The 12,339-nt window shown below is 65.8% G+C and carries 6 protein-coding genes; 4 read left to right on the top strand and 2 right to left on the bottom strand.

Features of this window, described 5'->3' with window-relative positions; all coding sequences use genetic code 11:
* Window positions 1–15: 15 nt before the first annotated feature.
* Window positions 16–606: a TetR family transcriptional regulator C-terminal domain-containing protein gene (locus IPF76_RS05885; protein WP_293840858.1), complete on the top strand. Its 591-nt coding sequence runs from the start codon at window positions 16–18 to the stop codon at window positions 604–606.
* A gap of 33 nt (window positions 607–639) precedes the next feature.
* On the opposite strand, the gene IPF76_RS05880 is transcribed toward IPF76_RS05885, so the two are convergent.
* Window positions 640–2,013, bottom strand: coding sequence for a M20/M25/M40 family metallo-hydrolase (locus tag IPF76_RS05880; protein ID WP_293840855.1), 1,374 nt, complete (start codon window positions 2,011–2,013; stop codon window positions 640–642).
* Window positions 2,014–2,263: 250 nt separating this feature from the next.
* Entirely contained in the window at window positions 2,264–5,344 is a 3,081-nt protein-coding gene (locus IPF76_RS05875; RefSeq protein WP_293840852.1) for a TonB-dependent receptor, read from the bottom strand.
* A gap of 182 nt (window positions 5,345–5,526) precedes the next feature.
* Here IPF76_RS05875 and IPF76_RS05870 point away from each other — a divergent pair, with 182 nt between their 5' ends.
* The 3 genes from IPF76_RS05870 to IPF76_RS05860 all read left to right on the top strand — a co-directional run bounded on the left by IPF76_RS05870 (window position 5,527) and on the right by IPF76_RS05860 (window position 12,227).
* Window positions 5,527–5,856 carry a phosphoribosyl-ATP diphosphatase gene (locus tag IPF76_RS05870; protein ID WP_293840849.1) on the top strand — a complete coding sequence of 110 codons (330 nt, stop codon included), beginning with the start codon at window positions 5,527–5,529 and terminating at the stop codon, window positions 5,854–5,856.
* 10 nt (window positions 5,857–5,866) lie between these two features.
* Complete coding sequence (locus tag IPF76_RS05865; protein WP_293840846.1) at window positions 5,867–6,244, top strand: histidine triad nucleotide-binding protein; 378 nt, start codon at window positions 5,867–5,869, stop codon at window positions 6,242–6,244.
* A gap of 121 nt (window positions 6,245–6,365) precedes the next feature.
* Complete coding sequence (locus tag IPF76_RS05860) at window positions 6,366–12,227, top strand: MG2 domain-containing protein (RefSeq protein WP_293840843.1); 5,862 nt, start codon at window positions 6,366–6,368, stop codon at window positions 12,225–12,227.
* Window positions 12,228–12,339: the final 112 nt, after the last annotated feature.

Below are 12,339 nucleotides of genomic sequence, written 5' to 3'. Positions count from 1 at the left end.
CAAACGTATAACAATATGCAGCCCGTTCGCCAAGCCTTTACGCGCGAAAGCGCCGATGCCCGACGGGCGGACCTGATCGAGGCGACCGCTGCAGTGCTCGCCGAACATGGCCTTGTCGGCAGCAATGTTCGCGCGATCTGCGCGAAGGCGGGAGTGTCGCCGGGGCTGCTGCGCCATTATTTTGCCGGCATCGACGATCTGGTCGCCGCCACTTACGAGGCGACCAGCGACCGGATGGATGCGATTTTTGCCGAGGCGGTCGCAGGCGCCGCCCCCGAGCCGCGCGCACAATTGCTGGCGTATCTGACCGCCAGCTTTCGATCGCCGGTGACCGATCCCGAGCTGCTCGGGGCGTGGACGGCGTTCTGGGCGCTGGCGCGGAGCGATACGCGGATGGCGGCCATTCACATGGATAGTTACGCGGGGTACCGCGCGCGGCTGGGCGAGTTGCTGGTCGCGTGCGGCGCGGAGGATGCCGAGCGGCTGGCGATCATGCTGACCGCGATGGTCGACGGGCTGTGGCTCGAGCTATCGCTCGATGCAGGCAGCTTCGGCGCCGAAGCGGCGGTGGCGATGATCGAGCGCGCGGTGGGGGCGCTGGTATAGCCGCCAGCTGCGCGCAGACGGGGCGATGATCTCCTACTTCGACAAATCGCGCAGCAAACTGTCCCAATGCGCCAGCGCGGGGGCGATCGCATCGACCGGGACGCGCTCGTTGAGCCCGTGCGCGAAGCTGTCGCTCGCTTTCGAGAACAGCCCCGCGACGCCATAGCTCGGCACCCCGACCTTGCGGAAATGATAGCTGTCGGTCGCCCCGCCGCTCATCGACGGCACGATCGGCAAGCCCGGCGCGCGCGCATGCACCGCCTTGGTCACCGCACCCACGACGTCGGGACGCAGCGGCGAGGCGTCGCTCGCGCTGGCGTCGGGATCGGTGTTCACCTTGACCGCGGGATCGGCGATCAGCTTTTCCAGTTCGGCGCGCACCGTTTCCACGGCGATCCCGGGAAAGATGCGGCAGTTGATGTTGGCGGTGGCGCGCTGGGGCAGCGCGTTTTCGGCGTGACCGCCCTTGACGAGCGTCGGCACGCAAGTTGTGCCGATCTGGCCGACATATTCGGGGTCGGCGCGAATCGTCGCGATCGCCTTGGCGTCGGCAGGATTGGCGGCAAAGGCCTTGAGCGCGGCGCCGATAGCGCCGCCGACCTGATCGGCGACGATCGGCATGCCGATTTTCGTCAGCTCATTCTGCTGCGGCGTGAAGCGATAGGCGCCGACCTTGGCCAGCGCGGTTGACAGCTGGACGATGGCATTGGTGTCCGCGGGCCGCGAGCTGTGGCCGCCGGGGTTGGTGACTTCGAGGACGAAGTCGGCATAGGTTTTTTCGCCCGCCTGCAGCCCGTAATATTGCGGCTTGCCATCCTCACCGATCAGCCCGCCGCCGCCGTCGCCGTTGAGCGCAAATTCGGCGCCCTTATACTGCGCCGCGAGCGCGCGCGTCGTGGTCATCGAGGTTTCCTCATCGCCCGAGAGCAGCAGGATGATCGAACGTTTCGGCTTGAAGCCCTCTTTCTTGAGCTGCGCCATCGCCGCGACCATCATCGACACGTCGAACTTGTTGTCTTCCGACCCGCGCCCGAAAATATAGCCATTCTCCTCGACCGGGACGAAGGGATCGCGCGTCCAGTCCTTCGCATCGGCCTCGACCACGTCCATATGGCCAAGCAGGACGATCGGCTTTTGCTTCGTCGTCCCGGCGAGCGTGGCGGCGAAGGTTGCGGTTTCACCCATCGGGGTGATTTCAATGTCGCTGTCGGCATAACCCGCGGCTTTGAGCACACTGGCGTAATAGGCCGCGAGTTCGGGTACCTTGCCGCGCCCCTCGACCGTCGGGATCGCGATGCTGTCCTTGAGAATCTGCTTCGCCGCGCCAGCGTCGGCGGGTTTGGCGTGGACGGGCGCGGCGGCGAGCAGGGCGGCGGCGAGGGCGAGCGTGGCGGTAAGGTTGCGCATGACCACGGACTATGGCGGGACGTAGGCAGACGGCAAGCGTCAATTGCCGGCACAGCACTAAGACCGCATGCCGGGAAACGACCGACTTGCGAACATCTCTTCACTCGTCACCCTGAACATATTCCAGGGGCCATGGCCTGCCGTCTCCTTTGGCACTGCACGGAATTAACGCTCAGGCTATGGATGCTGCAACAGGTTCAGCATGACGAAATTCGATAACAGTCCGCTCCAAATCCGCCATACTCCGCCTTTACATCCGCCCCCGCACACGCAAGAAAACCCGCCGTCCCAGATAATCATATTGCGTCCCGAACGCCGGCGCCTGCCCGATCACCGGCGGCGTTGCGGTCACCACCGTCGATACACGTGGCGGCGGGGTGTCGAACAGGTTCGCGACCCCCAGCGTGATCCGGAACCGATCGGCAACCTCGCGGCTCAGCGACAGCGAGTGATAGAAGGTCGCCGGCACGCTGACGTCGGGGCAGAAACGCCCGCCGGGGCGGAAGCTCGAGGTGCGGCACGGATCGCCGCCCTGCGCGCGCAGCAGGTCATCCATATTCGACGCGGCGCCGGTCACGTCGAGTCCGTAGAACAAGGTCCAGCCGCCCTTTATCCAGCCCAGGTTAAAATCGCCGACCCATTTCGGATTGCCGATCGTGCCATTGTCGTCGATTGTCGCGCCGGGAAACAGCGCGACCTTGTCCTCGACCTGCCAGGTCATCTGCGCGCGAAAGGTCAACGCGCCGAGGGTGCCGAGATCCTGATCGATCGCCAGCGACAGGTCGACGCCGCGGTTGCGCTGGCGGCTGATATTGACATAGCGGTCGGTCACCGCCGCGACGCTTAGCGCGTCGGGACCCGCCGTTGTCGATCGGGTGAACAGGCTGCAGAGCGGTTCGTCGGCGACCTCGGAATCATAACAGCCGCGCAGGATATTGCCCGCGCCGAGAAGGGTGATCTCGTCCTTCACCTTGATGTCGAAATAATCGACCGCCAGGCTGGCGCGCAGTCCGCCCCACAGCGCCCCCGACAGATCTGGGGTCAGGATCACCGAGACCGTCTTTGCGGTCGAGGTTTCGGGTTTGAGCTGACCGATCCCGCCGCCCGACGCGATCGTCGCGGGGCCGACCCCGCCAGCAAAATTCGGACCGATGCCGTCGGCGGCGCAATTGTCGAATACGCGCTGGCTAATTGCCCCCGCCGCGAGCCGCGCCGCGGTCTGGATGCACGGATCGATGTCCTGCTGGCCCAGAAAGCCCGTCTGATTCTCGAGGAACAGTTCGAACAGGGCCGGGGCGCGAAACGATGTCCCCCAGGTGCCGCGAAAGCGCAGCCAGTCGGTTACCGCCCAGTCGGCGCCGACCTTCCACGTCGTGTCGCTGAAATCGTCCTCCACCCCGTCGCGGCGCGTCGCTTCGACATGCGTATAGCGCGCCGCGCCCGACAAGGTCAGCCGTTCGATCATCGGCACGCCTGCGAGCAGCGGCACCTCGACTTCGCCGAACAATTCCTTGGACACGGTGCGGCCCGCAGTGATGCCCGAGGTCGTGAAATTCGCGACATTGCCGGCCAGCGTCGCGTCGCCCGGCGTGTCGTTGATCTCGTCGCGCCGAATATTCGTGCCGAAAGCCGCGCCGACCGACCCTGCGGGCAGCGTGAACAACTTGCCGGTCAATAGCGCTTCGGCCGACGTCTGCTTGAACAGCGTGTGCCCGGTTTCGCGGCCGGTCAGGAAAGCGCGCTCGGCCGGGGTAAGATCGCCGCGCAGCACCCGCGGGTCGGTGAAGTCGATGTCGATGCACGGCACCCCGCGGATCGCGGTCACCGTTCCCACGCACGAGCGCGTCCGCAGCGTCTGCGACGCGAGCGCGTCCTGATAGAGAACGTCCTGGGTGTAACTGGCGTCCGAGCGGCTGTGCTGGCCGTGGACGTCCCATTTCCAGCCGCCACCCAATTCGCCGCGTAGCCCGAGCACGCCGCGATAATAATCGATGTCGGCTTGGCTTTCCGTCTTCACCAGCACCCGCGGGCGCAGGATGATGTTGCCGCCGAACTCCCCGTTGAACGGGTCGCCCATGTCGAACGGGTCGCAATTGTTCGCTGCCGGATTGCACAGGAAAAAGGGCAGCATCGACGCGCCGGTGAACTGTTCGAGCGTCATCACCTGAAAGCCGTTGTTGTGCGACTTGCGGTTGCTGAACAGCGCTTCGCTGTAGAGGGTGATTCTATCGGTGACGTCATAGGCAGCATCGGCGAAAGCGCTGATCCGACTGACCCCCGAAAACACGTCCGAATTCTGCTCGACCGGTTCGAATTTGTTAAGCGCGCCGGTCGACGGGCCGTCGAAATTGAGCCCGAAGAAATTGGCCGGACCGAACACTCCGATCGGGTTATAGGCGTTCAGCGATATGCCGACCCCGGCAAATTCGGCGCCATATTGTCCGGCAAAAATCGCCTGTCCGTTCGACGCGATCAGCCCGGGGCCAAAAGTCGGAAAGCCGTCCTGATCGACCCCCGAAAAGTCGCTGAAGACGATCGCATTGCCCAAGGCGCTACTGCACGCAGGCCTTCCGGTGCGGAAATCGACGATGTCGGCGCGGCTTCCATCGGCTTCGCGCTTCAGATATTCTTCCGAGCAGAACAGGAAGCCGCGATCGCGGCGCGTGAGGTTCTGCTGGCGGAAATAGTCAACCGTCGCGAAAAAATGGCCGCGGTCGAACGTCTTGCCGAAACTCGCGTCGGCGCCATAGCTTTCGCCGCCGCCATGTTCGGTTACCGACGAAAAGCCGCCGCCCTCGAACCCGTTCAGGTCGTCGCGGGTCAGGATGTTGACCACGCCTGCGACGGCGTCAGACCCATAAATCGACGAGGCGCCGGTCTTGAGGATCTCGACCTGGCGCACCACCGACAGCGGCAGGACGTTGAGGTCGAACGGCGCAACCGCGCCGCGGATCCCCGCCGGTCCCGCGCGGCGCCCGTTGATCAGCACCAGCGTCCGCTCGGCGCCGAGGCCGCGGAGCGACACGCTCTGCACATCATTGCCGCCATTGGCGATGACCCGGTTCGACAGCGCCGAATTGATCTGGATCGATCCCTGCGCCGCCGGGGTCGACTGCAAGATGTCGGCGAGCTGAACCTGCCCCTGCAATTTGGCGCTGTCGGGGTCGATGACCTGGATCGGATCGGCGCTGGTGAATTCGCTTTTCGCGATCCGCGATCCGGTGACGATGATGTCGTCATCCCCGCTCTGCGCCGCAACGGGGGTCGCGATCAAGGCGATTACCGAGGCCGTTGCGGCCAGAAACACCTGGGGGCGGGTGCCTGATTTCATGATATATTTTCCGAACGTAAAAGTTGAACTCGCCCCCCGGCCCGGAAAAAATACGGCAAACCGCGTTTCGATATGGTTACCGCGCGATAAAAATTTGCGCCTGCGACCTTCGCGCCACACCCCGCAGCGGCTTGTCGCCGCGTCCGCCCGCCGCTAGTTACGCTCGCAAAGGGAGCGCGCGGATGAGCAAGGCAATGGGTGAAGCGCTGGGGCGGCTCGAAGCGGTCATCCACGACCGGCTGGCCGGGGGCGAGGCCGAAGCCTCTTACGTCGCCAGCCTCGCCGCCAAAGGTCGCGGCAAGATCGCGCAGAAGCTGGGCGAGGAAGCCGTCGAAGCGGTGATTGCCGCGGTCAGCGAGGATGATCCGGCGCTGATCGGCGAAGCGAGCGACCTCGTCTTCCACCTCTCGATCCTGCTCGCCGAGCGCGGTCTGACATGGGACATGATCGCCGCCGAACTCGGCCGCCGCCACGGCACCTCGGGCCACGCCGAAAAAGCCAGCCGCCAGTAAGGACACCCGTATGCCGATTGACGCCACCCAGCCCTACGATGACAACAATATCTTCGCGCGCATCCTGCGCGGCGAGCTGCCGTCGAAAACCGTGTTTGAGGACGAATTTGCGCTCGCCTTCCACGACATCAACCCGCAGGCGCCGCTGCACATCCTCGTGATCCCCAAGGGCGCCTATGTCAGCTGGGACGATTTTTCGGCGCGCGCCAGCGACGCCGAAATCGCGGGCTTCATCCGCGCCGTCGGCATTGTCGCGCGCGATCAGGGCCTCGTCGCCCCCGGTTACCGCCTGCTCGCCAACACCGGGCTGGACAGCCACCAGGAAGTCCCGCACCTCCACGTCCATGTCTTTGCAGGGCGAAAGCTCGGCCCGCTTCTCGCACCCTGACGATTTGCCTTTGGCTATGACCGCCATCACGGCCTTTTCCTGAACCGCGGCTAAGCGTTCCCGGTACGCGGCGACGGGTGGACAGCCGCCCCTGTTTCCAGCAGGATAAAGGCGCAGGTCAATGCGGGGAGACAGTGCGATGAATATCGGATGGCGCGGGCTGGCGGCACGCTTTGCCGGCAAGGCGAAACTGGCGCTGATCCTTCCCCTTTCGCTCGCGATGGCGGCGACCGCGACCGCTGATACAGTCCCCCAGGTCACCCTCGCCACCCCGGGCAGTGCGGGGACCGGCGACGGCACGATCACCCGCTTCACACTGCGCTTCTCCGAAGACATGGTCCCGCTCGGCGATCCCCGCGCCGCCGCGCCCGCGACCAACGACTGCAAACTCCCGTCGACCGGCCGCTGGGTCGACACCCGCACCTGGGTGCTGGAATTCGACAAGCCGCTCCCCGGCGGACTACGCTGCCATGTCGAACTGCGGGGTGGCCTCAAGACCGCGCGCGGCATCACCGTCGCCGGCAACGACCGCTTCGCGCTCGACACCGGCGGCCCCTCGGCGCGCGCGATCCTCGCGGGCGGCATCTACGACGGGATCGAGGAGGAGCAGATTTTCCTCGTCGCCACCAACGTCGCCGCTGACCGCGCCTCGGTCGGCCGCTTTGGCTATTGCGCGGTTGATGGCATCGGCGAGAAGATCCCACTCGACGTCCTGCCGCGCGCCACCGCGACCGAAATCCTGACCGGACTCGGCGAGAACAACTGGTCGCGCCAGTCGTTTACCTCCGACGCCGGGCTGCCGCAGCGCTTACCCGCCGCGGGCGCCGACCGCGAAGCCACACTCGACCGCATCGTTCCCGTCAAATGCCGCCGCCCGCTGCCCCCCGGCCGCGAGATGGCGGTCGTCTGGGATGCGCGCATCGCGCAGGCCGGGGTGCCCGGCCGCACCGCCGGGCGCGACCAGCGCTTCGATTTCGACGTCCGCCCCGCGTTCACCGCCAAAATGTCGTGCAGCCGCATCAACCCGCAGGCGGGCTGCAACCCGATCAAGGATGTGACGCTGAGCTTTGCCTCCCCGGTGTCGCGCGAAACGATCCTCGCCGCGACGCTCAACACCGCCGACGGCAAGAAGCTGACGCCAAAGGTCGACGATGAGGACAAGAATGACTCGTATCTCACCAGCGTCCGCTTCGCCGGCCCGCTGCCGCAGAATGTCGACGCAACGCTGATCCTGCCCGCCGATGTCACCGACCAGAGCGGCCGCAAGCTGCAGAACCAGTCAAACTTCCCGCTGAAATTCCACATTGACCGCGCCCCACCACTGGTCAAATTCGCCGCCGAATTCGGCATCCTCGAAGCCGGGGAGGGCGGCGTGCTGCCCGTCACGGTGCGCGGCGTCGAAGGGACGTTGGTCCAGGCGGGTCTCAAGATGCCCGCCACCGCGCTCAAGATCGGCGACGACGATGCCGCGATCGCGCGCTGGCTCAAACGCGTCGATGACGCCGACGACACCGATTATCGCGAAGAGAAGGACCGCACGGGCAAGGAGATAAGGGTCAATTACACCGGCACCAAGTCGGTGTTCGCCGGTGCCCCCGCGGGCGGCGAGCGCCGCGAACTGCAACTGACCCCGCCCGGCGGCGGCAAGGAGTTCGAGGTCGTCGGCATCCCGCTCACCGAAAAGGGCTTCCACGTCGTCGAAATCGCCAGCCCCGAACTCGGCGCCGCGCTGCTCGGGCGCAAGGCGACGCGCTATGTCGCGACCGCCGCGCTCGTTACCAACATGGCGGTGCATTTCAAATGGGGCCGCGAAGGCTCGCTCGCGTGGGTGACGTCGCTCAACACCGGGCTACCCGTCGCGGGCGCCGAAATCCGCGTCTCGGACAGCTGCACCGGTCGCCTGCTGGCGCGCGGCACAGCCGACAAAGCGGGGCGCCTCGCCTTTGCGGGCGGGCTACCGCAGCCCGAAACCTATTCGAGCTGCGAGGAAACCCCTGACCCGACCAAGAGCGAGGGCCATGCGCTGATGGTCTCGGCGCGGTCGGGCGACGATTTCAGCTTTACCCTCACCGATTGGGGCAGCGGCATCCGCCCCTATGATTTCGACCTTCCCTATGGCTGGTCGGAGCGCGAGGATATTCTCCACACCGTCTTCGACCGTTCGCTGGTAAAGGCGGGCGAGACCGTCCACATGAAGCATATCCTGCGCCGCCCGGTCGGCACCGGCTTCATGACGCCGCAACCGCTCGCGGGCAAATTGCGCCTCGTCCACCGCGGCTCCGACACCGAGTTCGAAATGCCCTTCGCCATCGCCACCACCGGCAGCGGCGACAGCGTGTGGAACGTCCCCGCTGCGGCGCCGATGGGCGATTATGAACTGGTGTTCGTCACCAAGGACAAGGATGGCGAGGACAAGACGATCTGGTCGGGCCAGTCGGTCAAGGTTGACGAATATCGCCTGCCGACGATGAAGGCGACCGTCACCGGGCCAAAGACATCACCGGTACGCCCGACCGCCGTCCCGCTGTCACTGTTTGTCGGCTATTTGTCGGGCGGCCCCGCCCCCGGCATCCCCGTCGAGCTGCGCACCAATTTCCGTTCCAGCTGGTCGCCGCCTCAAGATTATAAGGATTGGGATTTCGACGGCCAGCCGGTCAAGGAAGGCGTGATCCAGCTCGACGACAGTGGCGACGAACCCGCCGCCGACCTGCCGCTCGCGCGTTCGGTGCCGCTCAAACTCGACGCCAATGGCAGCGCGACGACCAGCGTCGCGGTCGATCAGCCGATCACCGAACCGACGGTGATGGCGGCCGAAATGGATTATGAGGACGCCAATGGCGAAACGCTGACCTCCAGCCGCCGCATCACGCTTTACCCCTCCGCCGTCCGACTCGGGCTCAAGACCGACGGCTGGCTGATGCGCGACAACGACCTCAAGCTCAATTTCATCGCGCTCGATCTCGACGGCAAACCGATTTCGGGCCAGCGCGTCTCGGTCGCGCTCTACAACCGCGAGATCATTACCGCGCGGCGCCGCCTGATTGGCGGCTTCTATGCCTATGACAACCAGATGCGCACGACGAAGCTGACCGCCAGCTGCACCGCAACGACCGACAAGCTCGGCCGCGCTCGCTGCGCGATGGCGCCCGGCGTTTCGGGCGAAGTCACTGTCGTTGCAACAACGCTCGACGCCGACGGCAATGAAGCCCGCGCCGTCCGCTCGGTCTGGCTCGCCGGCGACAATGAATGGTGGTTCGGCGGCGACAATGGCGACCGCATGGACGTGATCGCCGAAAAGCCGCGCTACGCTGCAGGCGACACCGCGAGCTTCCAGGTCCGCATGCCGTTCCGCGAAGCGACCGCACTGGTCACCGTCGAACGCGAGGGGGTGCTCTCCAGCTTTGTCGTCCCGCTCAAGGGCACCAACCCGGTCGTCAAGGTCAAGCTTCCCGCGACCTACGCCCCCGACGTCTATGTCTCGGTGATGGCGGTGCGCGGCCGCGTCACCGGCGAGGAAAGCTGGTTCCGCAAGATGAAGCGCGCGGTCGGTTTCAAGATCGAGAATAGCGAAGGCGCCCCGCCGACCGCTTTGGTCGACCTCGCCAAGCCGAGCTACCGCATGGGCATTGCGCGGATCAAGGTCGGCTGGGAAGGCCATCAGCTCGGGGTCAAGGTCAAGGCCGACAAGGCGAAATATGCGGTCCGCGAAACCGCCAAGGTCAGCATCGAGGTCAAGACTCCGGGCGGCAAGGCGCCGAAAAATGCCGACGTCGCTTTCGCCGCGGTCGACGAGGCTTTGCTCCAGCTCGCCCCCAACGAAAGCTGGGAATTGATCGAGGCGATGATGGGCGAACGCACGCTCGACGTGCTCACCTCGACCGCGCAGATGCAGGTCGTCGGCAAGCGGCATTATGGCCGCAAGGCGCTCGAACCCGGCGGCGGCGGCGGCGGCGATCTTTCGGGCCTGACCCGCGAGGATTTTCGTCCTGTCCTGCTGTGGAAGGGCAATGTGCCGCTCGACGCCAAGGGCCGCGCGACGGTCGACGTACCGCTCAGCGACAATCTCTCGGGCTTCCGCCTCGTCGCGATCGCGACCGACGGATCGCAATATTTCGGCACCGGCGAAACCAGCGTCCGCACCGTGCAGGATCTCGGCATCTTCGCCGGCATGCCCGAACTGGTGCGCACCGGCGACACCTATGATGCGCGTTTTACGCTGCGTAATGGCACCGATCAGGCGATGGAGGTCACCGCGACTCCGACTTTGTCGCCCGCGCTCGCGACCGCGCCGCCGCTGACCGTCACCATTCCGGCGGGGGGTGCGGTGCCGATCAGCTGGTCGATGACCGCCCCCGAACAAACCGGCCCGATCGAATGGACGGTCGAGGCGGTGGCGAAGGGCGGCAAGCAGCGCGACCGACTGGTTTTCGAGCAGCAGGTGGAAGCCGCGGTGCCGGTCGAGACCTGGGCGGCGAGCCTGTTCCGCATCGGCCCGAACACCACGCTGCCGATCGGCATTCCGGCGGGCGCCTTGCCCGGCGGCTATGTCGATGTCGCGCTCGCGGGGACGCTCGCACCGCCCTTGTCGGGGGTGCGCGATTATATGAGCGCCTATCCGTATAATTGTTTCGAACAATCGACCTCGCGCGCGATCGCGCTCGGCGATCTCGCCCGCTGGCAGGCGCTTGCAGGCGCGATGCCGACCTATCTCGATGATGACGGCCTGCTGCGCTATTGGCCCAACGAGCGCCTCGAAGGGTCGATCGAGCTCACCGCCTATGTGCTCAGCATTACCGCGGCGAATGGCTTCGCGATCCCCGAGGCGCCCAAGGCAAAGATGGTCAAGGCGTTGCAGGCGGTGGTCGAAGGACGGCTGACACGCAAAGGGTACGGTCCCTATGACATCCGCCCGGTCCGCATCGCGGCGCTAGCGGCGCTCGCGCGCAACAATGCGTCGAGCGCGCAGCTGGTGGCGGCGAACGACGTCGCCCCGATCGATATGGCGACCGGCACGCTCGCCGACTGGCTCGTCGCGATCGAACGCACGCCCAGCGTCCGCAATGCGGCCGCGCTGCGCACCGCGGCGGAGGCCGAACTGCGCAAGCGCCTCGTTTACGAAGGCACACGCCTCGATCTCGTCGACGATGCCCGCGCGCCTTGGTGGATGATGACCAGCGGCGACGAAATGGCGATCAAGGCGCTCGAAGCCGTGCTCGGCCGCAAGGGCTGGGAGGATGACGCGGGCAAGCTGATGGTCGGCGTCGCACAGCGTCAGCGCAAGGGTCATTGGGACACCACCCCCGCCAACGCGTGGGGCGCGGTCACCGTCCGCCGTTTCGCCGAACTCTATCCGGCAAGCGCGATCACCGGCGTCACCAACATCGGTCTGTCGGGCGGCACCGCATCGCAAAGCTGGCCGCTGCCTGCCGAGCCCGTCTCGCCGCTCCGCGTCGCGCTGAACGCGGCGACGATGAGCCTGAAGCATGACGGCACCGGCGCGCCATGGGCGACGGTCAGCGTCAAGGCCGCGGTGCCTTTGAAGGAACCGCTCAACGCCGGTTACCGGATCAAGCGCTCGGTCAGCATCGTCAAGGCGGCGAACAAGGACCGACTGACGCGCGGCGACGTGATCAAGGTGCGGATCGAGGTCGTCGCGGCCGCGGGCCGGACCTGGGTCGTCATCAACGATCCGATCGCGCCGGGCGCGACGATCGTCGGCAACCTCGGCGGTCAGTCTGAAATGCTCGCCGATCAGGCGGGCGGATCGGGCGCACAGCCGAGCTATGTTGAACGCGGCAAGGACAGCTGGCGCGGCTATTTCGGCTGGATGCCCGCGGGCACCCATGCGGTCGAATATGTCGTCCGCCTCAACGGCTCGGGGCGCTTCTCGTTGCCCCCGACGCGGGTCGAGGCGATGTACTCGCCCGCGATTCGCGGCCAGTGGCCGAATGGCACGCTGACCGTGGCCAGCGTCGGGCAGTGAGGTTGTTGTGGAGCGACGCGCGCTAGATCAGCAAAGCCACTTTAAAACCGTTCGTGCTGAGCCAATCGAAGGGCGAACGGGAATTGGGGGATGCCGGCAAAATCCAAACCTC

It is taken from the genome of Sphingopyxis sp. (assembly GCF_016704835.1).
GTDB lineage: Bacteria > Pseudomonadota > Alphaproteobacteria > Sphingomonadales > Sphingomonadaceae > Sphingopyxis.
Note: the sequence above shows the minus strand (reverse complement) of the source record. Positions and strands in the feature narration are given on the sequence as shown.

Excerpts from the sequence above, each read along its gene's own strand:
- IPF76_RS05885 (WP_293840858.1), top strand. The coding sequence starts at position 16 with ATGCAGCCCGTTCGCCAAGCCTTTACGCGCGAAAGCGCCGATGCCCGA.
- IPF76_RS05880 (WP_293840855.1), bottom strand. The coding sequence starts at position 2,013 with ATGCGCAACCTTACCGCCACGCTCGCCCTCGCCGCCGCCCTGCTCGCC.
- IPF76_RS05875 (WP_293840852.1), bottom strand. The coding sequence starts at position 5,344 with ATGAAATCAGGCACCCGCCCCCAGGTGTTTCTGGCCGCAACGGCCTCG.
- IPF76_RS05870 (WP_293840849.1), top strand. The coding sequence starts at position 5,527 with ATGAGCAAGGCAATGGGTGAAGCGCTGGGGCGGCTCGAAGCGGTCATC.
- IPF76_RS05865 (WP_293840846.1), top strand. The coding sequence starts at position 5,867 with ATGCCGATTGACGCCACCCAGCCCTACGATGACAACAATATCTTCGCG.
- IPF76_RS05860 (WP_293840843.1), top strand. The coding sequence starts at position 6,366 with ATGCGGGGAGACAGTGCGATGAATATCGGATGGCGCGGGCTGGCGGCA.